This window comes from Kitasatospora sp. cg17-2, assembly GCF_054031055.1.
In genome coordinates this window covers 3,200,476-3,225,461 of record NZ_CM132923.1, presented here as the reverse complement: position 1 = coordinate 3,225,461, position 24,986 = coordinate 3,200,476, and the positions used below count along the sequence as shown (strand labels likewise).

Below are 24,986 nucleotides of genomic sequence, written 5' to 3'. Positions count from 1 at the left end.
AGTAGGAGCGTGAATGCGTGAGTGACGGTCCGGGTCCGGTCAGCGGCTCGGGCCTTGTTCATTTTTCTGGGCACCCTCTGTGACCTGCGCGTTCGCCGGCCCATCTGCCAGCACGAGCCCACGGAGGCCCCGCCTTGAGCGATCAGCCGTTCGCGCACCTGCACGTCCACACCGAGTACTCGATGCTGGACGGCGCAGCCAGGCTGAAGCAGATGTTCAAGGAGGTCGAGCGGCTCGGGCAGACCCATGTCGCGATGACCGACCACGGCAACATGTACGGCGCCGCGGAGTTCCACAAGCAGGCCACCGGCGCGGGCATCACCCCGGTGATCGGCATCGAGGCGTACGTCGCCCCGGAGTCCCGTTCGAACACCAAGCGGATCCTGTGGGGCCAGCCGCACCAGAAGCGGGACGACGTCTCGGCGTCCGGCGCCTACACCCACAAGACGATCTGGGCCCGGAACAAGGAGGGCCTGCACAACCTCTTCAAGCTGACCTCGCGCTCGTACTCCGAGGGCTGGCTGGTCAAGTGGCCGCGGATGGACAAGGAGCTGATCTCCGAGCTGTCCGGCGGCCTGATGGCGACCACCGGCTGCCCGTCCGGCGAGGTGCAGACCAGGCTGCGCCTCGGCCAGTTCGACGAGGCGCTGCGGTCGGCCGGCGAGTACCAGGAGATCTTCGGCCGGGAGAACTACTTCCTGGAGCTGATGGACCACGGTCTCGACATCGAGAAGCGGGTCCGGGACGGGCTGATCGAGATCGGGCGCAAGCTCGGCATCCCGCCGGTGGTCACCAACGACTCGCACTACACCACCGAGGCCGACGCCGGCGCGCACGACCTGCTGCTCTGCGTGCAGACCGGCAAGAACCTCTCCGACCCGGACCGCTTCCGGTTCGACGGCACCGGCTACTACATCAAGTCGGCCGCCGAGATGTACGCGCTGGACCAGTCGGACGCCTGGCAGGAGGGCTGCCGCAACAGCCAGCTGCTGGTGGCCTCGCGGGTCGACACCGCGGGCATGTTCGAGTTCCGCAACCTGATGCCGCGCTTCCCGATCCCGGAGGGCTTCGAGTCCGAGGCGGAGTTCTTCCGGGCGCAGGTCTGGCAGGGCATGGAGTGGCGCTTCCCGAACGGGTACGACGAGGAGCACCGCAAGCTCGCCGAGTACGAGATGGACACCATCGTGCAGATGGGGTTCCCGGCGTACTTCCTCGTGGTGGCGGACTTCATCATGTGGGCGAAGGGGCAGGGCATCGCGGTGGGCCCCGGCCGCGGTTCGGCGGCCGGCTCGCTGGTCGCGTACGCCATGGGCATCACCGACCTCGACCCGATCCCGCACGGCCTGATCTTCGAGCGCTTCCTCAACCCCGAGCGCATCTCCATGCCCGATGTCGACATCGACTTCGACGAGCGCCGGCGCGGTGACGTGATCCGGTACGTGACCGAGAAGTGGGGATCCGACAAGGTCGCCATGATCGTCACCTACGGCACCATCAAGGCGAAGGCCGCCATCAAGGACTCCTCGCGGGTCCTCGGCTACCCCTACGCGATGGGTGACCGGATCACCAAGGCGATGCCGCCGGACGTCATGGGCAAGGGCATCCCGCTGTCCGGCATCACGGACAGCAGCCACCCGCGCTACGGCGAGGCGGGCGAGATCCGCGGGCTGTACGAGAACGACCCCGACGTGCGGAAGGTGATCGACACCGCGCGCGGCATCGAGGGCCTGATCCGCCAGCCCGGGGTGCACGCGGCCGGCGTCATCATGTCCGCCGAACCGCTGACCGACCACATCCCGGTCTGGACCCGGCACACCGACGGCGTCACCATCACGCAGTTCGACTACCCCACCTGCGAGGGCCTCGGCCTTCTCAAGATGGACTTCCTCGGCCTGCGCAACCTGACGATCATGGACGACGCCGTCAAGGCGATCGAGAAGAACAAGGGCATCAAGATCAATCTTCTTGAGCTGCCCCTGGACGACCGGCCGACCTACGAACTGCTCGCCCGGGGCGACACGCTCGGCGTCTTCCAGCTCGACGGCGGCCCGATGCGCTCGCTGCTGCGGCTGATGAAGCCCGACAACTTCGAGGACATCTCCGCCGTCCTGGCGCTGTACCGGCCGGGCCCGATGGGCGTCAACTCCCACACGAACTACGCGCTGCGCAAGAACGGCCAGCAGGAGATCACCCCGATCCACCGGGAGCTGGAGCAGCCCCTGGAGGAGGTGCTCCGGCCCACCTACGGCCTGATCGTCTACCAGGAGCAGGTGCAGAAGGCGGCGCAGATCCTGGCCGGCTACTCGCTCGGCCAGGCCGACCTGCTGCGCCGCGCGATGGGCAAGAAGAAGAAGGAGATCCTGGAGGCGGAGTTCGTCCCGTTCCAGAAGGGCTGCCGGGAGCGCGGCTACTCGGACGCGGCGATCCAGGCGGTGTGGGACGTCCTCGTCCCCTTCTCCGGCTACGCGTTCAACAAGGCGCACACGGCGGGGTACGGGCTGGTCTCGTACTGGACGGCGTACCTCAAGGCCAACTTCCCGGCCGAGTACATGTCGGGCCTGCTGACCTCGGTCAAGGACGACAAGGACAAGTCGGCGGTCTACCTCAACGAGTGCCGCAAGATGGGCATCAACGTCCTGCCGCCGGACGTCAACGAGTCGGACGCGGACTTCACCCCGCACGGGGACACCACGGTGCGGTTCGGCCTGACCGCCATCCGCAACGTCGGCGGGCCGGTCGTGGAGTCGATGATCCGGACCAGGAAGGCCAAGGGGAAGTTCGCCTCCTTCCCGGACTTCCTGGACAAGGTGGAGTCGGTGGTCTGCAACAAGCGGACCGTGGAGTCGCTGATCAAGGCCGGTTCCTTCGACTCGCTCGGGCACACCCGCAAGGGCCTGACCGCCGAGTTCGAGCCGATGATCGACAACGTGGTGGGCATCAAGCGCAAGGAGGCGGAGGGGCAGTTCGACCTCTTCGGCGGTGACGCCACCAGCGACGAGCCGACCTTCGGGCTGGACGTCGTCTTCTCCGAGGAGGAGTGGGAGAAGTCCTTCCTGCTCGCCCAGGAGCGGGAGATGCTGGGCCTGTACGTGTCCTCGCACCCGCTGCACGGCATCGAGCACGTGCTCGCGGAGAAGGCGGACTGCGCGGTGGCGGAGATCGCCGAGCGGCCGGACGGGTCGTTCGTCACCATCGGCGGCATCATCTCGGGCCTCCAGCGGAAGATGACCAAGCAGGGCAACGCCTGGGCGATCGCGACGGTCGAGGACCTCGCGGGCTCGATCGACTGCATGTTCTTCCCGGCCACCTACCAGCTGGTGTCCTCGCAACTGGTCGAGGACGCGGTGGTGTTCGTCCGCGGCAAGGTGGACAAGCGGGAGGACGTGCCGCGGCTGATGGGGATGGAGCTGAACGCCCCCGACCTGTCGAACGCGCACGCCGAGCCGCCGATCGTCATCATCATCCCGGACGGCAAGGTGACGCCGCCGCTGGTGGCGCGGCTCGGCGAGGTGCTGAGCAGCCACCGGGGGACGACGGAGGTCCGGGTCCGGCTGGAGGAGGAGCACCGGACGACGCTGCTGCGGCTGGACCGGCACCGGGTGAAGTCGGACCCGGCGCTGTTCGGCGACCTCAAGCAGCTGCTCGGGCCGAGCTGCCTGGCCGCCAACGCGCCCGCCAACGGGGCGGGCTGACCCCGCCGCGAGGGCCCCGCTAGGCGGAGTTGCGCAGCGGGGCCGGGACGGCGGTGTGCAGGGCGGAGACGAAGGCGGAGACCGCCGGGTGGGCCCCCGCGCCGGCGCGGAAGGCGGCGCGGGTGCGGCGGTACATCGGCAGCCGGGTGAGGACGACCCCGGGCGGCGGCCGGTCGATGCCGAGGTGCGGCACCAGCGCCACGCCCTGACCGGCCGCCACCAGGGCGAGCACGGTGGCGAAGTCGTCGATCCGGTGCCGGATCCGGGGTGCGAAGCCGGCGCTCTCGCAGGCCCGGACGGCCATGCTGTGGCACAGGGTGCCGGGCGGGGAGACGATCCAGGGTTCGGCGCGCTGGTCGGCGACGGTGCCGGGGGCGCGGGCGGCGAGGTACATCGGCTCGGTGAAGACGGGCCGGGTGACCGCGAGGCCGGGTTCCGGGTCGGCCGGGACCAGGTCGTACTCGTGCACCAGGGCGACGTCCAGCTCGCCGGCCCGCAGCGCCGCCGCGACCTCGGCCGGGTCGACCTCGGTGACCATCGGCTCCAGCCCCGGGTGCCAGCCGGCCAGTTCGGCGAGCACGGCCGGGACGATCGCGCGGGCGGCCGACGGGTAGGTGCCGATCCGCAGCGGGCCGGCCAGGCCCTCGCGGGCGTGGGCGAGTTCGGCGCCCGCCTGCTCCAGCCGTTCGAGCACGGCCTCGGCGTGCCGGACCAGGTTGCGTCCGGCCGGGGTGAGGACGACCCGGCGGCCGGTGCGTTCGAGCAGGGCGACGCCGGCCTCCTTCTCCAGCACGGACAGCTGCTGGGACACCGCCGAGGCGCTGAAGCTGAGCGCCTCGGCGACGGCGGCGATGGTGCCGAGGTGGGCGAGTTCGCGCAGCAGGCGCAGGCGTCGGACGTCGAGCATCGGCCCAGCTTACGAGAAGCCTCGGAAACATGAACTGGACCTGGGGGATCGCCCGGCCGCAGGATCGTGGTCATGGAACTCAAGGGCATTCTCGTCCCCCTGATCACCCCGTTCGCGGCCGACGGCTCGGTGGCGCTGGACGCGCTGGAGAAGCTGGCCGGCTCGCTGCTGGACGAGGGCGCGGCGGGTCTGGTCGCGCTCGGCACCACCGGCGAGCCGGCCGTGCTGACGGCGGACGAGCGGCAGGCGGTGATCGGGGTCTGCGCGGCGGTCTGCGCCGACCGGGGCGTGCCGCTGCTGGTCGGCGCGGGCGGGCCGGGCACCGCCGCGGCCGCCGAGGAGCTGGCCGGGCTGGCCGCGCGGGTGCCGGGGGCGGCGGCCGCGCTGGTCACCGTGCCGTCCTTCGTCCGGCCGGGCGAGGCCGGGACGGTGGCGCACTTCCGGGCGCTGGCCGAGGCCAGTTCGGTGCCGCTGGTCTTCTACCACATCCCCTACCGGACCGGGCAGCAGCTGTCGGGCGCCGCGCTGCTGGAGCTGGCCGCGCTGCCCGGGGTGGTGGGCGTGAAGTACGCGACGGGCGGGGTGGACCAGGCGGTGGTGGAGCTGCTGGCCTCCGCTCCGGCCGGGTTCTCGGTGCTGGGCGGGGACGACGCGGTGCTCGCGCCGCTGCTCGGGCTGGGCGCGGCCGGCGGCATCCTGGCCTCCGCCCACCTCGCCACCGCGCGCTGGGTCGAGCTGGCCGAGGCGTGGCGGGCCGGGGACGCGGCGCGGGCCCGGGCGCTGGGCCACCGGCTGGCCGGGCTGGCGGTGGCGGCCTTCGCGGCGCCGAACCCGGCGGTGGTCAAGGGGGTGCTGCACGCACAGGGGCGGATCCCCACGCCGGACGTGCGGCTGCCGCTGCTGCCGGCCGGCCCGGCGGAGGTCGAGCGGGTGCTGGAACTTCTCAGTGGTCTGGACCACTGAGACCACAGGGTGGAATATCCGGCGGTCCGACGCCCGTGACAAGGCATGATGGGCGGAGTGCGGCCGTGAACGGCGACATCAAGAGGAGTAGACGGATGAAGATCGGCATTGTCGGGGCCACCGGTCAGGTCGGCGGCGTGGTCCGCGAGATCCTGGCGCAGCGCGCGGACCTCCCGGGCGGCGTCGGCCCGGTGGAGCAGCTGCGGCTGTTCGCCTCGGCCCGCTCGGCCGGACGCACCCTGCCCTGGCAGGGCACCGAGATCACCGTCGAGGACGCGGCCACGGCCGACTACACCGGCCTGGACATCGTGATCTTCTCCGCCGGCGGCTCCACCTCCAAGGAGCTCGCCCCCAAGGCCGCCGCCGCGGGTGCCGTCGTCATCGACAACTCCTCCGCCTGGCGCCGCGACCCCGAGGTCCCGCTGGTCGTCTCCGAGGTCAACCCGCAGGCCGTCGCCGACCGCCCCAAGGGCATCGTCGCCAACCCGAACTGCACCACCATGGCCGCCATGCCGGTGCTGCGCCCGCTGCACGACGAGGCCGGCCTCGCCGCCCTGGTCGTCTCCACCTACCAGGCCGTCTCCGGCAGCGGCGTGGCCGGCGTGGCCGAGCTCCAGGAGCAGGCCGCCAAGGTCGTCGACGGCGCGGCCGCGCTCGCCCACGACGGCTCCTCGGTCGAGTTCCCCGAGCCCAAGGTCTACCGGCGCCCGATCGCGTTCAACGTCGTCCCGCTGGCCGGCTCGATCGTCGAGGACGGCTCCAACGAGACCGACGAGGAGCAGAAGCTCCGCCACGAGAGCCGCAAGATCCTCGGCATCCCCGAGCTCAAGGTGGCCGGCACCTGCGTGCGCGTCCCGGTCTTCTCCGGCCACTCGCTGCAGATCAACGCCCGCTTCGAGCGCCCGATCAGCCCCGAGCGCGCGGTCGAGCTGCTCACCGGCGCCCCCGGCGTCGAGCTGAGCGAGATCCCCACCCCGCTCCAGGCCGCCGGCCAGGACCCGAGCTACGTCGGCCGGATCCGCGTCGACGAGACGGTCGAGAACGGTCTGTCGCTGTTCGTCTCCAACGACAACCTGCGCAAGGGCGCCGCGCTCAACGCCGTCCAGCTGGCCGAGCTGGTCGCCGCCGAGCTCCGGGGCTGACCTGCCGCATCCCGCCGAAGGGCCCCGTCCACGACCGGACGGGGCCCTTCGGCCTGTCGCGGGACAGCGGCGGAGCCCGAGGTTCGGCGGGCGGGTCAGTGGGAAAAGGTGACCCAACGATCGGGCGGCAGCGGGCACCCCCTCACCCCACCCCGCCCGGCCGCCGGGCGGAGCGCGCCCACCCCGGCACCGTCGGCCCGGCGGAGCCCCCACCCCGAGGGCGAGCGGAAAGAGGTGCGCGATGGACCGCTGTGTCGTCCTCGTGGATGCCGGATACCTGCTGGGCGCCGCCGCCAGTCTGCTCGCCGGTGACCCGTCCCGCTCCAAGGTCACCGTCGACCACATCGCGCTGATCGCCGCCCTGCGCGAACGCGCCGAGGCCGAGACCGGCCTCCCGCTGCTGCGGATCTACTGGTTCGACGCCGCGCCCGAGCGCCGCCCGATGCCTGAGCACCGGCGGCTGCGGGTCCTGCCCCGGGTCACCGTCCGGCTCGGCGCGCTCACCCGGGCCGAGGGCCGCTGGGTGCAGAAGGGCGTCGACGCCGCGATGCACGCCGAGCTCTCCGAACTCGCCCGCAACCGGGCCTGCGCCGACGTCGTGCTGATCACCGGCGACGGGGACCTGCTGCCCGGCATGATGTCCGCCAAGGAGCACGGCGTCGTCGTCCACCTCTGGGCGCTCCAGGCCGCCGACGGCGACTTCAACCAGTCCGAGGACCTGGTCGGCGAGGCCGACGAACGCCGGGTGCTGGACCGCGAGTGGATCGAAGGATCGTTCAGCCTGCGCGACACCTCCAGCGTCTTCCCCGCCCCCGGCGCCCGGCACGACATCGCCAAGATCCTCGCCGCCCCGCCCGCCGCGCCCCCGGCCGGACTGCCGGGACCGCTGCCCGCCGAGCCGGCGCCCGGCCGTCCCGCCGCCGCCGGGGCGCCCGCCGCGGCCGTCGCGGCCGCCGTCGCCACCGCCGGACCGGCCGCCGACGGACGCCCCCAGCCGGCCACCGCCGTCGGGCTCAAGGTCGTCCCCACCCCCAAGGACCTCGCCGGGCGCAGCGCCGACCGGCAGGCCACCGCCGCCGACCGCCACCAGACCGGCCCGGTGCTGCGCTGGTCCTCCGACCGGGGCTGGATCGAACGGCCCGCCCAGGAGCCCGCCGTCACCGCCGGCGACGGCCTGCCCACCCTCGCCCAGCTCACCACCGCCGAGCAGCGCTGGGCCGACCGCGAGGAGGACATCACCTCCATCGGCGGCGACGCCCACGAGGTCGGCCAGGTCTTCGCCCGCCGCTGGACCACCCGGGCCGGCGACGTCGAACGGCTCACCGTCCTGTGGCCCGACTACCCCCGGATCCCGCACCGGGTCGACGGCGAGTTGCTGCGCTACGCCGCCCGGTTCGGACTGCTCGCGCACAAGGACGACCAGATCGACGAGCACGACCGCTACGCGATCCGGGCCGGATTCTGGAAGGAGCTCGCCGCCCGGGTCCCCGGCGGGAACCTGATCGTCGTCGACGACTGACCCCGGCGGGACCGGGTCGTGGCCGGGGGCCGACCCCGGTGGGGGACCGGGACCGGGGCGGAACGGGCCCCGTTGTCCGGTTCGCCGGTTGCACCGCGTAGAGTCTTCGGTCGTGAGCGAGTCGGCCGGGCGGGCACCCCAGGACACCGCGCCGTGCTGCGCCGTACGGGACCTGGTGAGGACGTACCGCGCCGGGCGCGGCGCCGCCGCCGAGACGGTCCGGGCCAACGACGGCATCAGTCTGACCGTCCGGCAGGGCGAGATCTTCGGCCTGCTCGGGCCCAACGGCGCGGGCAAGTCCACCCTGGTCCGCCAGCTCACCGGCCTGCTGCGGCCCGACTCCGGCGGCATCGAGATCCTCGGCCACGACGTGGTCCGGCACCCCGAACGGGCCGCCCGGCTGCTCGGCTACCTCGGCCAGGAGTCCACCGCGCTCGACGAGCTGACCGTCGCCCTCGCGGCCGAGACCACCGGGCGGCTGCGCGGCCTCACCCGGACCGGGGCGCGGGCGGCGACGGACGCGGTGATCACCGAACTGGGCCTGGAACCGCTCGCCCACCGGCCGCTCGCCAAGCTCTCCGGCGGTCAGCGCAGGCTCGCCTGCTTCGCCGCCACCCTGGTCGGCGACCGGCCGCTGCTCGTCCTCGACGAGCCGACCACCGGCATGGACCCGGTCGCCCGGCGGGCCGTCTGGTCGGCGGTCGAGCGCCGCCGGGCCGAACGCTCCACCACCGTGCTGCTGGTCACCCACAACGTGATCGAGGCCGAGACCGTGCTGGACCGGGTCGCCGTGATCGACGAGGGCCGGGTGATCGCCTGCGACACCCCCGGCGGCCTCAAGGCGCTGGTCGACGGCGACGTCCGGCTCGACCTGGTCTGGCGGGACGAGGCGCCGCTGGGCGTCCCCGCCGTGGCGGCGCTGGCCGAGCGGGCCGAGCGCACCGGCCGCCGCTGGACCGTCCGCACCACCCCCGAGCAGGCCCGCGAACTGGTCTCGGCCGTCACCACCGGCCCGGCGTTCGCCGCCCTGGACGACTTCACCCTGGCCACCCCGAGCCTCGAGGACGCGTACCTCAAGCTGGGCGGCCGCCACGGAGGACTGGCCAAGTGACGCTGCTCTCGGCACCGCCGCGGACCACCCCGGCCGCGGCCGGCGGACCCGCCCCGCTCGCCCCCGCCGCCCGGCTGCTGCCCGCCCTCGCGGCCGTCTACCGGGCGCAGCTGGCCCGAGCCAGGGTGGCGCGGATCCCGCTGCTGTTCGTGGCCACCTTCCAGTCGCTCGGCATCCTGGTGATGATGCGGGGCGTCGTCGACTCCGGGCAGACCTCGGCCGCCCGGTACGTGGTGGCCGGCTCCAGCGTGCTGGTGGTCGCCTTCGTGGCGCTCAACCTGCTCGCCCAGTACTTCGGGCGGCTGCGGGCCAGCGGCGGCCTGGACCACTACGCGACGCTGCCGGTGCCGGCCGCCTCGGTGGTGCTCGGCGCGGCCGCCGCGTTCGCCTCGTTCACCCTGCCGGGGGCGCTGGTGACGGCGGCCGCGGGCGCGGTCATGTTCGGGCTGCCGCTGGGGCAGCTGTGGGTGCTGCTCGCCGTGGTGCCGCTGGCCGGGGCGGCGCTGGCCGGGCTCGGCGCGGCCTGCGGGCTGCTCGCGCCCCGGCAGGAGATCGCCACCATGCTGGGGCAGCTCGGCATGTCGGCGGCGCTGCTGCTCGGCGTCCTGCCGGTCGACCACCTGCCGCAGCCGGTGCTGTGGCTGCGCGACCTGCTGCCGTCCACCTACGCGGTGGAGGCGTTCGCCCGGACGTTCCGGCCCGATCCCGACTGGGCGGCGGTGGTCGGGAACCTCGCGGTGTGCGCGGGGGTGGGCGTGGTCTCGCTGGCCGTGGCCACCTGGGCGTACCGGCGGGCGACCCGCCGCTAGCGCTGTCTTCTCGGCGCCGTCTCCTCGGCGCCGTCTCCTTGATCACGCCGGCCCCGTCGGTTCGGTGGGTGGCCGGGTCGTGCCGGTCGCGAGCGTGAAACGATGGGGGCGTGACCGCACCGAACACACCTCCGGATCCCGCGCGCGCCGACGGTGTCACCGACGCCGTGCCCGCCCCGTACGCCGCCGACCGTGATCCGTACGCCGCGCCCGGGCCCGCGTCCGAGCTGTACGGGCTGCCGCCCGGGGTGGACCCGGTGGCCGGGAAGGACCGGCCGGCCGAGCCGCTCGCGCAGCGGCTGCTGCCCGAGCTGAGGGTCGGGGCGGCCACGGTGCTGGCCTGCCTGGTGCTCGGGGTCGTGATGGGCGCGCTGTGGGTCTGGCTGGCGCCCAAGGTGCCGCTGGTGGTGGACGGGAACAAGATCCTCTACGCCGACCCGGAGGGCGAGCAGCGGGCCGGGGCCGACAGCGTCTTCGTACTGCTCGGCCTCGGGGCGGGCCTCCTGACCGCGCTGGGCGCGTTCCTGTTCACCCGCAAGCGGGGCGGCGGGATCTCGGTGGCGGTCGGACTGGCGGTCGGCGGACTGCTGGCCTCCGTCGGCGCGTGGGGGCTCGGACGCTGGCTCGGGCCGGGCCGGGACCTGGTTGCCCAGGCGCGGCGGGTCGGCAACGGCGGGCACTTCTCCGCGGACATCGACCTCGGGGCGTACGGCGCGGTGCTGGCCTGGCCGATGGCCGCGATGGTGCTGCTGCTGGCGCTGTCGGCGGCGTTCGGCAAGCGCGAGGAGGACCCGCCGCCGTACTGGGTCCCGGGGCCGCCGGTTCCGGGCGCGGGCCTTCCGGCCGCGCACCCGGCCGCGCACCCGGCCGTGCCGCCGGAGGACCGGCGGGAGGACCCGCCGCAGGACCGCTGGGACGGCCGCCCGGAGGACCGGCGGGAGGGCTGACCGGACGCCGCCGCCCGTCTCAGCGGGCGATGGCGGCGGTGCGGGCCCCCGTCAGGGCGACCAGGTGCGCGGGGGAGAGCTCGACCTCCAGGCCCCGGCGGCCCGCCGAGACGTAGACGGTGGGGTGGCCGAGCGCGCTCTCGTCGACGACCGTGCGCAGCGCCCGGCGCTGGCCGAGCGGGGAGATGCCGCCCCGGACGTAGCCGCTGCTGCGCTCGGCGGCGGCCGGATCGGCCATCGCGGCCCGCTTGCCGCCGACCGCCGCGGCCAGCGCCTTGAGGTCCAGCTGCCCGGAGACCGGGACCACGCCCACCGTGAGGACGCCGTCGACGTCGGCGACCAGGGTCTTGAAGACCCGGTCGGCGGTCACCCCGAGCGCCTCGGCGGCCTCCTCCCCGTAGGAGGCGGCGGCCGGGTCGTGCGCGTAGGCGTGCACCGTGAACGGCACCTCGGCGGTCTCCAGGGCGACCGTCGCGGGGGTGCCCCGGCCGCCCTTCTTCGGTTTCGTGGCCACGGGGCCTCCGGTGGTCGGTCGGGGCTGGGGTCGGTCGGGGCTGGGGTCGGTCGGGGCTGCGGTCGGGTGCGGTCGGGGGACCGGTTCAGTTGGGGCTGAAGGACTGGCGGGTCAGATTGACGGCGGGCAGCGAGGGGAGCCAGCCGAGCACCGCGCTCTCGCGGCGCAGCAGTTCGAGTTCGGCCCGCAGCCGCTGGGCGTTGTCCGGGCTGGCGAGCAGCCGCTGCTTCAGCGGGACCTCCAGCACGGCGGCGGCCGCGACCAGGTAGGACAGCACCTGCGGGTCGTCGGGCAGGTCCGGGCGGCCGACGGTGCTGGCCTCCCGGGCGCCGGCGAGCCGCCGCTGGTAGGTGCGGAAGGCGCGCTCGACCTCGGCGGCCAGGGCCCCGGAGCCCTCGCCGGTGCGCTCCTCGATCGGTTCGGCCTCGCCGATCAGGTAGGGGCCGCCGACGTCGACCGAGCGCAGCCGGAACCGGGTGGTGCCGGTGACCAGCAGTTCGTAGCGGCCGTCGGGCTGCGGCGTGACGGAGGTGACGTCCGCGACGCAGCCGATGTGGTGCAGCGCCTCCAGCGGGTCGCCGGTGGCGGTGCCGAGGCCGTCCAGCGGACCGGCCGGTCCGTCGTCGGGGCGGACCGGGGCGACCTCGCGGCCGTCCTTGATGGCGAGCACGCCGAAGCGGCGCGGCCGGTCCTCGGGCCCGTCGAGCAGATCGGCGACGAGACGGCGGTAGCGCTCCTCGAAGACGTTCAGGGGCATGACCAGGCCCGGGTAGAGCACGTTGTTCAGCGGGAAGAGCGGCAGCCGTTCTGTCACGGCGGACAGCGTAGTTCCCCGGGCGGTGCGAGCGCTCCGGGGTTATGCGCGCGAGCGCGTCCGCCGCTGCCCGCCGCTATCCGCGCTGGAGCATCCGGCTGGCGCCGGCGGCGACGGTGGTGGCGAGCACCCAGCCGACCACGACCAGGCCCGCCGAGACCCACTGGGAGGCCCCGCCGGGGTTCCAGCCGCCCTGGCCGAGGTCGACGACCGGCAGCAGCTGGCCGAGCGCGTACAGCACCGGGTTCCAGTGCGGCCGCTCGTCGGCCTTGAGCGGCTGGAGCGCGTGGGTCGCGAAGTAGAGGCTGCCGAGCGCCCAGGCGAACAGCAGCCAGAGCGCGGCCCGGCCGGGCCGGTAGCCGTAGCCGACCGTGGCGTCCTGGACCCGGCCCCAGACCCGGGACGGCAGCGGCAGGGTCTGCCGGCGGCGGCGCTGCTTGGCGTGCAGCACCTCGCGGGCGTCGTCGTCGGCGCCGTCGCGGCGCAGCGCGGCGGCCAGCTGCTCGTAGGACTCGGGCTGGAACTCCACCGCGGCGCCCTCCAGCCAGGCGATCCGCTCCTGGACCGGGAACGGCACGGCCGGGCGCAGGCACTCGTAGGTGAAGCCGGTGAGGCCGATGGTGCCGCCCCGCGGCCAGGAGCCGGGGGCGTCGACCAGGTTGCCGATCCGGGCCCGGGACAGCGAGACCGTGCCGCCCGACGGGAAGCGGCAGGTGAAGCGCAGCTCCGGGGTCTGGATCCGGCGCAGGGTGACCTCGTCGCCCTCGTCGAGGTGGAACTCGGCGTCGGAGAGCAGGCAGGCGTTCTCGAACCGGCCGTCGGACAGCCGGACCTGGCCGAAGGCGCGGAACGGCGTGCTCGGCGAGCCCGCCGGCGGCACCTCGCCGTACCCGGAGCCGTAGTAGGTCTGCGACCCGTACCAGCCGCCGTCGGCCGAGCCGCTCAGGTACAGCGTGTGGCCGACGGTGAGCCGGACGGCGTTCAGGGCGTTGCGGTTGCCCGGGACGGCGTGCAGCTGGGCGCCGCGCAGCGAGAGCCGGCCGCCGATCCGGGCGGTGCGCAGGCTGACCTCGCCGTCGCTGGCGAGCCGGTCGGCCTCGCAGTCCTGGTTCACCGCGATGCCGTCGGCGGACAGCGCCCGGCCGAACCGGTCGCCGCCCAGGACGGCCTGGTTGAGCAGCAGGTCGGTGCCGATCCGGGCGTCGGTCAGCCGGACGCCCTGCGGTATTCGGCAGCGGGCCAGGTGCAGGTCGCCGGAGGTCACCAGCCGGGAGGCCTCCAGCCGGGGCACGAGGCAGTTGATGAAGCGCACGGTGCCGGCCTCGGCCTCGGACATCAGGATCTTCTGGTCGAACCGGCAGTCGTGCAGCTCGACGTAGTGCCCGATCGTGCCGCCGGCCAGCCGCAGCGGCCCGGTGACCAGCGCGCCGGTCAGCTTCAGCGAGGCGACCCGGCCGGGCACCGGGGCGGGCCCGTCCAGCAGCAGCCGGGAGAGCACCTCGGCCCGGACCGTGCGCCGGGCGTCCCAGACCGCCCCGCCGAACGGGTCGTCCGCCTCGGCCTCCCCGGCGCGCAGGTCGAGGGTCCGGCCGTGCCGGAACGCCTGCCACAGTGCCTGCTCGGCCGCCGTCCAGCCGTCCGGTGCCCGCTCCGCCATGCCGTCCCCCCGTGTCCCCCGGTTGTCTCGCTCTTCGTATCACGGACTGAAATGCGGGATCGCGGGTTCCGGCCACTCCTTACACTGGGGGGCGTGATCTCTCGAATCGATCTGCGCGGCTCGCTCGACGACCCGCGCGGCCTGCTGCCCCGTGCCGACTTCGACGTCGCGGCCGCCCTGGAGAAGGTGCGCCCGATCGCCGAGGACGTGCACCATCGCGGCGTCGCGGCGCTGATCGAGATCACCGAACGCTTCGACGGCGTGCGGCTGGAGTCCACCCGGGTCCCGGCCGAGCAGCTCGCCGAGGCCCTCGCGGAGCTGGAGCCGAAGGTGCGCGCCGCACTGGAGGAGTCGATCCGCCGGGCCCGGCTGGTCCACGCCGACCAGCGCCGCGAGGGGCACACCACCCAGGTGGTGCCCGGCGGCACGGTGACCCAGCGCTGGGTGCCGGTGGACCGGGTCGGGCTGTACGTGCCGGGCGGTCTGGCCGTCTACCCGTCCTCCGTAGTGATGAACGTGGTGCCGGCCCAGGAGGCGGGCGTCACCGGGATCGCGGTGACCTCGCCGCCGCAGAAGGCCTTCGGCGGCCGGGTGCACCCGACCATCCTGGCCGCGTGCGCGCTGCTCGGCGTCACCGAGGTGTACTCGGTCGGCGGCGCCCAGGCGGTCGCGATGTTCGCGCTCGGCACCGAGGAGTGCGAGCCGGTGAACATGGTCACCGGCCCCGGCAACATCTACGTGGCCGCCGCCAAGCGCTACTTCGCGGGCCGGATCGGCATCGACTCCGAGGCCGGACCGACCGAGATCGCCGTCCTCGCCGACGACACCGCCGACCCGGCGGAGGTCGCCGCCGACCTGATCAGCCAGGCCGAGCACGGCCCGACCTCGGGCTCGGTGCTGGTCACCGCCTCGGTCGAGCTCGCCGACGCGGTCGAGGCCGAGCTGAAGACCCAGGTCGCCCGGACCAAGCACGGCGAGCGGGTGGCCGAGGCCCTCGGCGGCCGGCAGTCCGGCCTCATCCTGGTCGACGACCTGGAGCAGGGCCTGGCCGTCGTCAACGCCTACGCGGCCGAGCACCTGGAGATCCAGACCCGGGACCCGCACGCGGTCGCCGCGAAGGTCCGCAACGCCGGCGCGATCTTCATCGGCCGGTACACCCCGGTCTCGCTCGGCGACTACGCGGCCGGCTCCAACCACGTGCTGCCCACCGGCGGCTGCGCCTGCCACTCCGCGGGCCTGTCCGTGCAGACCTTCCTGCGCGGCGTGCAGGTCGTCGAGTACGACCGCGAGGCGCTGGCCGGCATCGCCGCGCACGTGGTCACCCTGGCGGACGCCGAGGACCTGCCCGGTCACGGCGACGCGATCAAGGCCCGTTTCGTCGGAGACGAGCACAACTGGCAGAGCGAGTGGACGGTTCCCGGCACGTGACCACGATCGACGACCTCCCCGTCCGGGACGAGCTGCGCGGACAGTCGCCCTACGGCGCCCCCCAGCTCGACGTCCCGGTCCAGCTGAACACCAACGAGAACCCGTACCCGCTCCCCGAGGAGCTGGTCGCGCGGATCGCCGAGCGGGTCGCCGAGGCCGCCCGCCACCTCAACCGCTACCCCGACCGGGACGCGGTCGAGCTGCGCGAGGGCCTGGCCGGCTACCTGACCCGGACCACCGGCTTCGCCGTCGCCCGGGAGAACGTCTGGGCCGCCAACGGCTCCAACGAGGTGCTCCAGCAGCTGCTGCAGACCTTCGGCGGCCCCGGCCGCACCGCGCTCGGCTTCGAGCCCTCCTACTCGATGCACGCGCTGATCTCCCGGGGCACCGGCACCGGCTGGATCTCCGGCCCGCGCAACGACGACTTCACCATCGACCTGGACGCCGCCGTCACGGCGATCGCCGAGCACCGGCCGAACGTGCTGTTCGTCTGCTCGCCGAACAACCCGACCGGGACCGCCGTCGCCGCCGACACCGTGCTGCGGCTGTACGAGGCCGCGCAGGCCGCCCGGCCCAGCCTGGTGGTGGTCGACGAGGCGTACGTCGAGTTCTCGCACCGCGAGTCGCTGCTGTCGCTGATCGAGGGCCGCCCCAACCTGGTGGTCACCCGCACCATGTCCAAGGCCTTCGGCGCGGCCGGGCTGCGCCTGGGCTACCTGGCCGCCGACCCGGCGGTCGTCGACGCGGTCCAGCTGGTGCGCCTGCCGTACCACCTGTCGGCCGTCACCCAGGCGACCGCGCTGGCCTGCCTGGAGCACACCGACACCCTGCTCGGCTACGTCGGCCGGCTCAAGGACGAGCGCGACCGGCTGGTCGGGGCCCTGCGCGGACTCGGCCTGGAGGTGACCGACTCGGACGCCAACTTCGTCCAGTTCGGCCGCTTCACCGACACCCACGCCGTCTGGCGGGCCGTGCTCGACCACGGCGTCCTGGTCCGGGACAACGGCGTCCCCGGGTGGCTGCGCGTCACCGCCGGCACCCCCGCCGAGAACGACGCCTTCCTGGCCGCCGTCGCCACTGTGATCAAGGAGCTGTAACCCCGTATGACCCGCATCGGACGCGTCGAACGCACCACCAAGGAGACGTCCGTCCTGGTCGAAATAGACCTCGACGGCACCGGCAGGACCGACATCTCCACGGGCGTCGGCTTCTACGACCACATGCTCGACCAGCTCGGGCGCCACGGCCTCTTCGACCTCACCGTGAAGACCGAGGGCGACCTGCACATCGACAGCCACCACACCATCGAGGACACCGCCCTCGCGCTCGGCGCCGCCTTCCGGGAGGCGCTCGGCGACAAGGTCGGCATCTACCGCTTCGGCAACTGCACCGTCCCGCTGGACGAGTCGCTCGCCCAGGTGACCGTCGACCTCTCCGGCCGCCCCTACCTGGTGCACACCGAGCCGGAGAACATGGCGCCGATGATCGGCGCCTACGACACCACCATGACCCGGCACATCCTGGAGTCCTTCGTGGCCCAGGCCCGGATCGCCCTGCACGTCCACGTGCCGTACGGGCGCAACGCCCACCACATCGTGGAGTGCCAGTTCAAGGCGCTGGCCCGGGCCCTGCGCTACGCCGCCGAGCGCGACCCGCGCGCGGCCGGCATCCTCCCGTCGACCAAGGGTGCGCTGTGAGCAACACCGCGATGATCCTCATCTTCGTCGGGCTCTTCCTGGCCGGCGGCGTGATCTCGTTCTGGAAGCAGAAGCAGGCGAAGGGCGTCATCCTCGTCCTCGCGCTGGGCTCGGTCATGTGCCTGGGCGCCGGCCTGATGCGCCTGTAACCGCCCGGCGGACGAACGACCGGCGAACGAAAGACTGGACACCTGAACATGGGCAAGAACGTCGTGGTGCTCGACTACGGCTCCGGCAACCTCCGCTCGGCGCAGCGCGCCCTGGAGCGGACCGGCGCCACCGTCACCGTCACCTCCGACTACCAGCAGGCGATGGACGCCGACGGCCTGCTCGTCCCCGGCGTAGGCGCCTTCGAGGCCTGCATGCGCGGACTGAAGTCGGTCCGCGGGGACTGGATCGTCGGACGCCGGCTGGCCGGCGGCCGACCGGTCATGGGCATCTGCGTCGGCATGCAGATCCTCTTCGAGAAGGGCGTCGAGCACGGGGTGGAGACCGCCGGCTGCGACGAGTGGCCGGGCACGGTGGAGCCGCTGGAGGCCCCGGTCGTCCCGCACATGGGCTGGAACACCGTGGACGCCCCCGAGGGCAACCGGATGTTCGCCGGCCTGGACGCGGACGCCCGCTTCTACTTCGTCCACTCCTACGGGGTGCGGCACTGGGAGCTGGAGACCCACAGCGCGCGGATCAACCCGCCGCTGGTCACCTGGGCCACGCACGGGCAGCCGTTCGTGGCGGCCATCGAGAACGGCCCGCTCTGGGCCACCCAGTTCCACCCCGAGAAGTCCGGCGACGCCGGCGCCGCCCTGCTGACCAACTGGGTCAACACCCTCTGACCACGGAAGACGTGTACCTCATGAGCCGCCTCGAACTGCTGCCCGCCGTCGACGTCCGGGACGGGCAGGCCGTCCGCCTGGTCAAGGGCGCCTCCGGCACCGAGACCTCCTTCGGCGAGCCGCTCGCCGCCGCCCTCGCCTGGCAGAACGCCGGCGCCGAGTGGCTGCACCTGGTCGACCTCGACGCCGCCTTCGGCACCGGCTCCAACCGCGACCTGGTCCGCGGGATCACCGAGACCCTCGACATCAAGGTCGAGCTGTCCGGCGGCATCCGCGACGACGCCTCGCTGGCCGCCGCCCTCGCCACCGGCTGCACCCGGGTCAACCTCGGCACCGCCGCCCTGGAGAGCCCGGACTGGGTCGCCAAGGTCATCGCCGAGCACGGCGACCGGATCGCCGTCGGCCTCGACGTGATCGGCACCACCCTGCGCGGCCGGGGCTGGACCAGCGAGGGCGGCCAGCTCTTCGAGGTGCTGGCCCGCCTGGACGCCGAGGGCTGCGCCCGCTACGTGGTCACGGACGTCGACCGGGACGGCACCCTGACCGGCCCCAACCTCCAGCTGCTGCGCGACGTCTGCGCCGCCACCGACCGCCCGGTGGTCGCCTCCGGCGGCGTCTCCTCGCTGGACGACCTGGTCGCCATCGCCGGCCTGGTCGGCGAGGGAGTCGAGGGCGCGATCGTCGGCAAGGCACTCTACGAGCAGAAGTTCACCCTCGGAGAGGCGTTGGAGGCGGTTTCGGGATGACGGAACGTCGGATCGTGCGCGGCCGGGTCGACGGGTTCTCCCCCTGGGAGGGAATCCTCGGCGCGTCGCAGGCGATCGCCGTCGGCGACCACGTCCACGTGGCCGGTGCCAGGCCGCTGGTGGACGGCGTGCTGCAGGGCGAGGGCGACCCCTACGAGCAGGTGCGGGCCGCCTTCGGCAACGCGCTGGAGGCCCTGGCCGCGTACGGTCTGACGGCGGACGACGTGGTCCGCACCCGGGTGTACCTCACCCACTCCCGTGACATCGACGCGGCGGGCCGCGCCCACCAGGAACTCTTCGGGGCCGTGCGCCCGGTGGCCACCGTCGTGGTCGTGCAGAGCCTGGTCGACTCGCGGCTGCTCGTCGAGGTCGAGCTCGACGCCCACCGCGCCGGACTCGCCGCCACCCTGGAAGCTCTGGAAGGCAAGCAGCCGTGACCCTCGCAGTACGTGTCATCCCCTGTCTGGACGTCGACGCCGGCCGTGTGGTCAAGGGCGTCAACTTCCAGAACCTGCGGGACGCCGGGGACCCGGTCGAGATGGCCAGGCTCTACGACGCCGAGGGCGCCGACGAGCTGACCTTCCTCGACATCACCGCCTCCTCCGGCGACCGCGAGACCACCTACGACGTGGTCCGCCGCACCGCCGAGCAGGTGTTCATCCCGCTCACCGTCGGCGGCGGCATCCGCGCCGTCGAGGACGTCGACAAGCTGCTGCGGGCCGGCGCCGACAAGGTCGGCGTCAACACCGCCGCCATCGCCCGCCCCGAGCTGGTCCGCGAGATCGCCCGGCGGTTCGGCCGCCAGGTGCTGGTGCTGTCGGTGGACGCCCGCCGCTGCGCCGAGGGGACCGAGACCGCCTCCGGTTTCGAGGTCACCACCCACGGCGGCCGCAAGGGCACCGGCCTGGACGCCGTCGAGTGGGCCGGCCGCGCCGCCGAGCTGGGCGCCGGCGAGATCCTGCTCAACTCGATGGACGCCGACGGCACCAAGGACGGCTACGACCTGGAGCTGATCCGGTCCGTCCGCGCGGCGGTGTCCGTCCCGGTGATCGCCTCCGGCGGCGCCGGGAAGCTCGCCGACTTCGCCCCGGCGGTGGAGGCCGGCGCGGACGCGGTGCTGGCCGCCAGCGTCTTCCACTTCGGTGACCTGCGGATCGGCGAGGTCAAGGACGCGCTGCGGGAGGCCGGGCACCCGGTCCGCTGACCGCTCGACCCGGCCCGGCCGTGCGCCGGGCCGGACCGGGGGCGCCGAACGGTCAGGCCTCCTTCGGCGGCTCGCCCTTGATCAGGGCGAACGGCGCGCCGAACGGGTCGGCCAGCCAGGCGATCCGGCCGACGTCCGGCACGCTCTCCGGGCCCATCAGCACGCTCGCCCCGGCGGCGGTGGCCCGGGCGACCACCGCGTCCACGTCGGAGGAGCCGAAGTACGGCGTCCAGGACGGCGGCCCGGAGTCCGCCATCACCGGGGCGATGCCGCCGAAGGTGGTGGCCCGCAGGTCGCCGTCGGCCGGGGAGAGCACCTTGTACGTCAGGCCGGGCGCCGGGAAGTCCTCCTCGCGCCAGCCGAACACCGTCCGGTAGAAGCCGAAGCCGGCGTCCACGGAGCCGGTGTGCAGCTCGATCCAGATCAGCGCGCCGTCCTCGGACACGACGTCCAGGCCGGGGACGGCGCCCGGCTGCCAGACCGCGAACTGCGCGCCCTGGGGATCGGTCAGCTGGGCCATCCGCCCGGCCTCCATCACGTCGAAGGCCGGGACCCGGACGGTGCCGCCGGCCCGCTCGACGGCCGCGGCGGTGGCCTCGGCGTCCGGCGTGCGGAAGTACGTCGTCCAGGCGGAGCGCGCGCCCTCCTCGGTGAGCCGGCCGACGGCGGCGACCGTCCGGCCGTCCCGCTGGAGGAAGCCGTAGCCGTCCGCCTCCGGACCGGCCGACCGGAACGTCCAGCCGAACACCGCCCCGTAGAACGCGGCGGCGGCCTCCGGATCGGGGCTGCCGAGGTCGATCCAGCAGGGCGAGCCGGCCGGGAAGTCGGTGGTGAGCATGGTGTCGCGTCCCTTCGAGGGAGACGGTAACGACGGGCAGGGGCCGGACGGCCGCCGCCGTGGACCCGGCGACGCCCCTCCCGGCCACCTGCGAGTCTGCACCCCGCCACCGACATCCGCAGCCGGGGCGGGGACCGTCGGCGCTACCGGCCCCGCCGCCGCTGCCGCCGCTACTCGCGCTCGGGGAGCGGGAGGGCGTGCCGCAGCGCCTCGACGGCGTCGTGCGGGCCGTCCACCTCGACCCGGGTGCGGGCGCCCCGGCCGAAGGCCAGCAGCACCAGCTCGCCCGGCTCGCCGGTGATCCGCACCGTCGCCGGGCCGGCCGGGCCGACGGACAGGCTCCGGCCGTCGGGGTGGCACAGCTCCAGCCGCACCGGGGAGCGGCGGCCCGCCTCCATCCGGGCGGGCAGCGACAGCCGCCGCCAGAGCGCCTCGGCCCGGCCGGCCGGGACCGCCGTCGGCGCCGGCCCGTCGCCGGCCCGGGCGACGTCCTCGGCGTGCACGTAGTACTCGACGGTGTTGCCCGCCTCGTCCGCGCCGGGCAGCGAGAACAGGGAGAACGGGGGCGGCCCGGCGCGGAACATCCGGACCAGCTCCTCGTAGGGCCGTCCGGCGTAGGAGTCCTGCACCCGCTGGGTCCAGCCGGCCAGCGGGCCGATCCGGATGCCGGCGGCGGCGTCCGGCCGCCGCTCGCGGATCACCAGGTGGGCGGCGAGGTCCCGGGTGGACCATCCGTGGCAGAGGGTGGGCGCGTCCGGCCCGGCGGCGGCCAGCAGTTCGGCCAGACGGTGGCGCTCGGCGAGAGCGTGGTTAGACATGCGGCCCACCCTACGAGTGCCGACGGGGGGTCAGCGCAGGTGTCCGGTGAGCTTGCCGGTGTCCGGCCGGTTGCCCGCCGTCAGGATGCAGGTGTAGTCGCGCCAGCCCTGCTGGTAGAAGGCGTAGCTCGGGCCCACCGGGTAGCTGTAGTACGGCCCGCCGCCGCCCTGCCGGGCCTCGGCGGCGGCCTGCGCCTCCTTGCAGCCGTCCCGCATCGCGTTGGCGACCACGTAGTCGCCGGTCAGCCCCTCGGGCAGCAGCTGGTCGGCGATCGCCTCGCCGTCGTGCTTGCCCTCGCAGGGGCGGGCCTCCGGCTTGGTGACCGTCCGGCTCAGCTGCGGGTGGTCCAGGCAGGTGCCGACGGTGAAGAAGCTGTACGGGACCACCTTGGTCGGCGTCGGGGTCGGCGTCGGGGTGGGGGTGGGCGTCGGAGTGGGTGTCGGGGTCGGCGTCGTGGTGCTGGGGGCGGGCGGGGGCGGCGCGGGGGCCGGGTCGTCCGCCGGCCACAGCAGGACCGTGGCGACCACCGCGAGCAGCAGCACCAGCACCGCCGCGACGCCGACCCGCAGGCCCCGGGACGGCCCGGCGTCCTCGCCGCCGGGGCGCCCGCCGGTGCGGTCGTCGGCGGACCGGTCGGCCGCGGACCGGTCGCGGTCGGGCGGCCCGGCGGGCCCGGCGGAGTGCTGCTCGGAGGTCATGACCACGAGAATGGCGCAGAGCGGGGGCGCCCGGCAGGCGGTTGGCACAACTCGTTCGATCGGATGGTCCTCCCGGTCGGGCACCGCGCCGCGCGCCCCGCCCCCCACCCGCGCCCCGCCCGCCCCCCGCCCGCCCCCCACCCGCGCCCACGGGCCCGGCCGCGATCCGGACGACGGCCCTGACGGCCGGACCGGGCTGTCACAATGGCCCCATGTCCACCACACCCGCCGCCCCCGGTTCCACCGCCCTGGCCCCCGAGATCGCCGCCCGGCTCAAGCGGACCCCGGACGGACTGCTCCCGGCCGTCGCGCAGCAGTACGACACCGGCGAGGTGCTGATGCTGGGCTGGATGGACGACGAGGCGCTGCACCGCACCCTCACCACCGGCCGCTGCACCTACTGGAGCCGCAGCCGCAGCGAGTACTGGGTGAAGGGCGACACCTCCGGCCACGTCCAGCTGGTCAAGTCGGTCGCCCTCGACTGCGACGGCGACACCCTGCTGGTCAAGGTCGACCAGACCGGCGCGGCCTGCCACACCGGCGACCGCACCTGCTTCGACGCCGACGTGCTCCCGCTCGGCTGAACCGCCCGCTCCGCCCCTCCCCGTAAGGTGCCGCCCGCATGGACCTCGAAGCCTTCCGCAAGCTCGCCGTCGACACCCGGGTCATCCCGGTCACCCGCAGGCTCCTCGCGGACGGCCTCACCCCGATCGGCCTCTACCGGGGCCTCGCGGCCGAGCGGCCCGGCACCTTCCTGCTGGAGTCCGCCGAACAGGGCCGCAGCTGGTCCCGCTACTCCTTCGTCGGCGTCCGCAGCGCCGCCACCCTGACCGTCGGCCCCGACGGCGACGCCCGCTGGCTCGGCGCCCCGCCGGTCGGCATCCCCACCACCGGCGACCCGCTGGAGGTGCTGCGCGCCGCCCTGCGGACCCTGCACACCCCCCGGCACCCCGACGACGGCCTGCCGCCGCTCACCGGCGGACTGGTCGGCTACCTCGGCTACGACGTCGTGCGGCGCCTGGAGAAGCTGCCCGACCTCAACCCCGACGACCTGCGGCTGCCCGAGCTCACCCTGCTGCTCGCCACCGACCTCGCCGTGCTCGACCACGTCGACGGCACCGTGCTGCTGATCGCCAACGCGGTCAACCACAACGACCTGGAGAGCGGGGTGGACGAGGCCCACGCGGACGCCGTCGCCCGGCTCGACCGGATGGAGGCCGACCTGCTGAGGCCGGTCGACCCGGGCCTGGCCACCTTCACCCCGACCGGCCCCGGCGAGGTCCGCTCGCCGTTCGGCGGGGCGCCCTACCGGGCCGCGGTGGAGGACATCAAGGAGCGGATCCGGGCCGGCGAGGCGTTCCAGGTGGTGCCCTCGCAGCGCTTCGAGGCCCCCTGCCCGGCCTCCGCGCTGGACGTCTACCGGGTGCTGCGCACCACCAACCCCAGCCCGTACATGTACCTGTTCCGCTTCCCCGGCCCGGACGGCGGCGCCGAGGGCGGCTTCGACGTGGTCGGCTCCAGCCCGGAGGCGCTGGTCAAGGTCACCGACGGCGAGGCGATGCTGCACCCGATCGCCGGCACCCGGCACCGCGGCGCCACCCCGCACGAGGACGCCGCGCTGGCCGCCGAACTGCTCGCCGACCCCAAGGAGCGGGCCGAGCACCTGATGCTGGTCGACCTCGGCCGCAACGACCTCGGGCGGGTCTGCGAGCCGGGCAGCGTCGAGGTCGTCGACTTCATGCAGATCGAGCGCTACAGCCACGTCATGCACATCGTCTCCACGGTGACCGGGAAGGTCGCCGAGGGGCGGACCGCCTTCGACGTGCTGACCGCGTGCTTCCCGGCCGGCACGCTCTCCGGCGCGCCCAAGCCGCGGGCGATGCGGATCATCGAGGAACTGGAGCCCACCCGCCGCGGCCTGTACGGCGGCTGCGTCGGCTACCTGGACTTCGCGGGGGACTCGGACACCGCAATCGCGATCCGCACCGCGGTGCTGCGCGACGGCACCGCGTACGTCCAGGCCGGGGCCGGCGTGGTCGCCGACTCCGACCCGCACGGCGAGGACACCGAATGCCGCAACAAGGCCGCCGCCGTCCTGCGGGCGGTTGCCACCGCGAATACGCTGCGTAGGCCGTAGGCCCCAGGGCCCCGCGCGCGTCGCGGGGCCGCCGCAGCGGAAGGGACGACAGCATGCCTGACGTGCAGCGGAGGATCGTGGCCGCCGCCAGGGAGCAGCTGCTGCGGCAGTCCGGCGGCCACGGCGGCGTGCGCTCCGTGCTGAGCGAGGACGGGCGGGAGAGCCGGCTCCTGGTGCTGGCCCCGGGGGCCTCGTCGGACGCCGCCGGAGGCTACCGGAGCGCCGACGCGCTGGTGGTGCTGGAGGTCGCCCCGGTGCCGGAGCCGACCGGCGGCCACCGCGCCCACGCGGACGCGCGGGTCCCGCTGTACGTCCTGGTGGACCCGGGCGAGGCGGTCTGCACCGTGCACAGCCGGCCGCTGCCGGGCGTGGGGTACCGGGAGGCGGAGCGGGTGCCGTTCGGGAACGACCTCTTCCTGCCGCTGGGGGAGGGGACGCTGGTGCTGGAGACGGGCGACTTCCCGGTCGGGCCGCCGACCCCGGGTGCGTCGGCGGGGTGAGGGCGGGGGAC

At 74.2% G+C, this 24,986-nt stretch carries 25 protein-coding genes; 18 read left to right on the top strand and 7 right to left on the bottom strand.

The features are described 5' to 3' along the window. Positions 1-134 precede the first annotated feature (134 nt). A complete protein-coding gene (dnaE, locus tag ACW14Y_RS13155; protein ID WP_456986815.1) occupies positions 135-3,692 on the top strand; it encodes a DNA polymerase III subunit alpha in 3,558 nt (1,185 codons plus the stop codon). A 19-nt stretch (positions 3,693-3,711) separates the two neighbouring features. Here dnaE and ACW14Y_RS13150 read toward each other — a convergent pair whose 3' ends face one another. Continuing rightward, positions 3,712-4,599, bottom strand: coding sequence for a LysR family transcriptional regulator (locus ACW14Y_RS13150; protein ID WP_456986814.1), 888 nt, complete (start codon positions 4,597-4,599; stop codon positions 3,712-3,714). Between the two features lie 72 nt (positions 4,600-4,671). On the opposite strand from ACW14Y_RS13150, the gene ACW14Y_RS13145 reads away from it, so the two are divergent. The 6 genes from ACW14Y_RS13145 (at position 4,672) to ACW14Y_RS13120 (ending at position 11,090) form a co-directional block, all read left to right on the top strand. Then, positions 4,672-5,562 carry a dihydrodipicolinate synthase family protein gene (locus tag ACW14Y_RS13145; RefSeq protein WP_456986813.1) on the top strand — a complete coding sequence of 297 codons (891 nt, stop codon included), beginning with the start codon at positions 4,672-4,674 and terminating at the stop codon, positions 5,560-5,562. A gap of 95 nt (positions 5,563-5,657) precedes the next feature. Next, on the top strand, positions 5,658-6,704 hold the full coding sequence (locus ACW14Y_RS13140) for an aspartate-semialdehyde dehydrogenase (RefSeq protein WP_380437692.1): 1,047 nt from the start codon (positions 5,658-5,660) through the stop codon (positions 6,702-6,704). 241 nt (positions 6,705-6,945) lie between these two features. Then, entirely contained in the window at positions 6,946-8,223 is a 1,278-nt protein-coding gene (locus ACW14Y_RS13135; RefSeq protein WP_380304873.1) for an NYN domain-containing protein, read from the top strand. A 112-nt stretch (positions 8,224-8,335) separates the two neighbouring features. Further along, the gene (locus ACW14Y_RS13130; protein ID WP_380304875.1) at positions 8,336-9,334 is read left to right on the top strand and encodes an ABC transporter ATP-binding protein; all 999 of its coding nucleotides are present in this window, start codon (positions 8,336-8,338) and stop codon (positions 9,332-9,334) included. Further along, entirely contained in the window at positions 9,331-10,143 is an 813-nt protein-coding gene (locus ACW14Y_RS13125; protein ID WP_380304877.1) for an ABC transporter permease, read from the top strand. The genes ACW14Y_RS13130 and ACW14Y_RS13125 overlap by 4 nt, the downstream gene beginning before the upstream one ends. A 110-nt stretch (positions 10,144-10,253) precedes the next feature. Further along, complete coding sequence (locus tag ACW14Y_RS13120; protein WP_380437694.1) at positions 10,254-11,090, top strand: hypothetical protein; 837 nt, start codon at positions 10,254-10,256, stop codon at positions 11,088-11,090. Between the two features lie 19 nt (positions 11,091-11,109). Here ACW14Y_RS13120 and ybaK read toward each other — a convergent pair whose 3' ends face one another. The 3 genes from ybaK to ACW14Y_RS13105 all read right to left on the bottom strand — a co-directional run bounded on the left by ybaK (position 11,110) and on the right by ACW14Y_RS13105 (position 14,075). After that, on the bottom strand, positions 11,110-11,604 hold the full coding sequence (gene ybaK, locus ACW14Y_RS13115) for a Cys-tRNA(Pro) deacylase (protein ID WP_380304881.1): 495 nt from the start codon (positions 11,602-11,604) through the stop codon (positions 11,110-11,112). 85 nt (positions 11,605-11,689) lie between these two features. Beyond that, positions 11,690-12,418 carry an LON peptidase substrate-binding domain-containing protein gene (locus ACW14Y_RS13110; protein ID WP_456986812.1) on the bottom strand — a complete coding sequence of 243 codons (729 nt, stop codon included), beginning with the start codon at positions 12,416-12,418 and terminating at the stop codon, positions 11,690-11,692. 76 nt (positions 12,419-12,494) lie between these two features. Continuing rightward, a complete protein-coding gene (locus ACW14Y_RS13105; RefSeq protein ID WP_380304885.1) occupies positions 12,495-14,075 on the bottom strand; it encodes an oxidoreductase in 1,581 nt (526 codons plus the stop codon). 93 nt (positions 14,076-14,168) lie between these two features. On the opposite strand from ACW14Y_RS13105, the gene hisD reads away from it, so the two are divergent. From hisD to hisF, 8 genes are read left to right on the top strand one after another with little or no spacing between them, the layout of a single operon-like run. Continuing rightward, positions 14,169-15,503, top strand: coding sequence for a histidinol dehydrogenase (hisD, locus tag ACW14Y_RS13100; RefSeq protein ID WP_380304887.1), 1,335 nt, complete (start codon positions 14,169-14,171; stop codon positions 15,501-15,503). Continuing rightward, the gene (locus tag ACW14Y_RS13095; protein WP_380304889.1) at positions 15,500-16,600 is read left to right on the top strand and encodes a histidinol-phosphate transaminase; all 1,101 of its coding nucleotides are present in this window, start codon (positions 15,500-15,502) and stop codon (positions 16,598-16,600) included. Before hisD ends, ACW14Y_RS13095 begins: the two co-directional genes overlap by 4 nt. Positions 16,601-16,606: 6 nt before the next feature. Further along, positions 16,607-17,200, top strand: a complete 594-nt coding sequence (gene hisB / locus ACW14Y_RS13090; RefSeq protein ID WP_340631735.1) for an imidazoleglycerol-phosphate dehydratase HisB — start codon at positions 16,607-16,609, stop codon at positions 17,198-17,200. Continuing rightward, the gene (locus ACW14Y_RS13085; protein WP_266268853.1) at positions 17,197-17,349 is read left to right on the top strand and encodes a hypothetical protein; all 153 of its coding nucleotides are present in this window, start codon (positions 17,197-17,199) and stop codon (positions 17,347-17,349) included. Before hisB ends, ACW14Y_RS13085 begins: the two co-directional genes overlap by 4 nt. A gap of 48 nt (positions 17,350-17,397) precedes the next feature. Further along, entirely contained in the window at positions 17,398-18,033 is a 636-nt protein-coding gene (gene hisH, locus ACW14Y_RS13080) for an imidazole glycerol phosphate synthase subunit HisH (RefSeq protein ID WP_380392415.1), read from the top strand. A gap of 20 nt (positions 18,034-18,053) precedes the next feature. Then, complete coding sequence (priA, locus tag ACW14Y_RS13075; RefSeq protein ID WP_266268852.1) at positions 18,054-18,779, top strand: bifunctional 1-(5-phosphoribosyl)-5-((5-phosphoribosylamino)methylideneamino)imidazole-4-carboxamide isomerase/phosphoribosylanthranilate isomerase PriA; 726 nt, start codon at positions 18,054-18,056, stop codon at positions 18,777-18,779. Next, positions 18,776-19,216, top strand: coding sequence for a Rid family hydrolase (locus tag ACW14Y_RS13070; RefSeq protein WP_380304894.1), 441 nt, complete (start codon positions 18,776-18,778; stop codon positions 19,214-19,216). Before priA ends, ACW14Y_RS13070 begins: the two co-directional genes overlap by 4 nt. Beyond that, complete coding sequence (gene hisF, locus ACW14Y_RS13065) at positions 19,213-19,983, top strand: imidazole glycerol phosphate synthase subunit HisF (protein ID WP_266268850.1); 771 nt, start codon at positions 19,213-19,215, stop codon at positions 19,981-19,983. Before ACW14Y_RS13070 ends, hisF begins: the two co-directional genes overlap by 4 nt. 52 nt (positions 19,984-20,035) lie before the next feature. Here hisF and ACW14Y_RS13060 read toward each other — a convergent pair whose 3' ends face one another. From ACW14Y_RS13060 to ACW14Y_RS13050, 3 genes are all read right to left on the bottom strand, one after another. Continuing rightward, positions 20,036-20,821: a VOC family protein gene (locus ACW14Y_RS13060; RefSeq protein ID WP_380304896.1), complete on the bottom strand. Its 786-nt coding sequence runs from the start codon at positions 20,819-20,821 to the stop codon at positions 20,036-20,038. A 170-nt stretch (positions 20,822-20,991) separates the two neighbouring features. Next, a complete protein-coding gene (locus ACW14Y_RS13055; protein ID WP_340631740.1) occupies positions 20,992-21,639 on the bottom strand; it encodes a TIGR03085 family metal-binding protein in 648 nt (215 codons plus the stop codon). A 30-nt stretch (positions 21,640-21,669) separates the two neighbouring features. Then, positions 21,670-22,338, bottom strand: coding sequence for a hypothetical protein (locus tag ACW14Y_RS13050; RefSeq protein ID WP_456986811.1), 669 nt, complete (start codon positions 22,336-22,338; stop codon positions 21,670-21,672). A 212-nt stretch (positions 22,339-22,550) separates the two neighbouring features. Between ACW14Y_RS13050 and hisI the strand changes: the two genes are divergently transcribed. Genes hisI through ACW14Y_RS13035 form a run of 3 tightly spaced genes read left to right on the top strand, consistent with a single transcriptional unit; the run spans position 22,551 to position 24,975 of the window. Continuing rightward, a complete protein-coding gene (gene hisI, locus ACW14Y_RS13045; RefSeq protein WP_266268846.1) occupies positions 22,551-22,922 on the top strand; it encodes a phosphoribosyl-AMP cyclohydrolase in 372 nt (123 codons plus the stop codon). A 38-nt stretch (positions 22,923-22,960) separates the two neighbouring features. Then, on the top strand, positions 22,961-24,475 hold the full coding sequence (locus ACW14Y_RS13040) for an anthranilate synthase component I (protein WP_380437697.1): 1,515 nt from the start codon (positions 22,961-22,963) through the stop codon (positions 24,473-24,475). Positions 24,476-24,528: 53 nt separating this feature from the next. Then, on the top strand, positions 24,529-24,975 hold the full coding sequence (locus ACW14Y_RS13035) for a hypothetical protein (RefSeq protein ID WP_380304902.1): 447 nt from the start codon (positions 24,529-24,531) through the stop codon (positions 24,973-24,975). The last annotated feature ends 11 nt before the right edge of the window (positions 24,976-24,986 follow it).

Coding starts and splice junctions, on each gene's coding strand:
- ACW14Y_RS13150 (WP_456986814.1), bottom strand. CDS start 4,599: ATGCTCGACGTCCGACGCCTGCGCCTGCTGCGCGAACTCGCCCACCTC.
- ACW14Y_RS13135 (WP_380304873.1), top strand. CDS start 6,946: ATGGACCGCTGTGTCGTCCTCGTGGATGCCGGATACCTGCTGGGCGCC.
- ACW14Y_RS13055 (WP_340631740.1), bottom strand. CDS start 21,639: ATGTCTAACCACGCTCTCGCCGAGCGCCACCGTCTGGCCGAACTGCTG.
- ACW14Y_RS13050 (WP_456986811.1), bottom strand. CDS start 22,338: ATGACCTCCGAGCAGCACTCCGCCGGGCCCGCCGGGCCGCCCGACCGC.
- hisI (WP_266268846.1), top strand. CDS start 22,551: ATGTCCACCACACCCGCCGCCCCCGGTTCCACCGCCCTGGCCCCCGAG.
- ACW14Y_RS13140 (WP_380437692.1), top strand. CDS start 5,658: ATGAAGATCGGCATTGTCGGGGCCACCGGTCAGGTCGGCGGCGTGGTC.
- ACW14Y_RS13035 (WP_380304902.1), top strand. CDS start 24,529: ATGCCTGACGTGCAGCGGAGGATCGTGGCCGCCGCCAGGGAGCAGCTG.
- ACW14Y_RS13060 (WP_380304896.1), bottom strand. CDS start 20,821: ATGCTCACCACCGACTTCCCGGCCGGCTCGCCCTGCTGGATCGACCTC.
- hisH (WP_380392415.1), top strand. CDS start 17,398: ATGGGCAAGAACGTCGTGGTGCTCGACTACGGCTCCGGCAACCTCCGC.
- hisB (WP_340631735.1), top strand. CDS start 16,607: ATGACCCGCATCGGACGCGTCGAACGCACCACCAAGGAGACGTCCGTC.
- priA (WP_266268852.1), top strand. CDS start 18,054: ATGAGCCGCCTCGAACTGCTGCCCGCCGTCGACGTCCGGGACGGGCAG.
- ACW14Y_RS13145 (WP_456986813.1), top strand. CDS start 4,672: ATGGAACTCAAGGGCATTCTCGTCCCCCTGATCACCCCGTTCGCGGCC.
- ACW14Y_RS13070 (WP_380304894.1), top strand. CDS start 18,776: ATGACGGAACGTCGGATCGTGCGCGGCCGGGTCGACGGGTTCTCCCCC.
- ACW14Y_RS13040 (WP_380437697.1), top strand. CDS start 22,961: ATGGACCTCGAAGCCTTCCGCAAGCTCGCCGTCGACACCCGGGTCATC.
- ACW14Y_RS13105 (WP_380304885.1), bottom strand. CDS start 14,075: ATGGCGGAGCGGGCACCGGACGGCTGGACGGCGGCCGAGCAGGCACTG.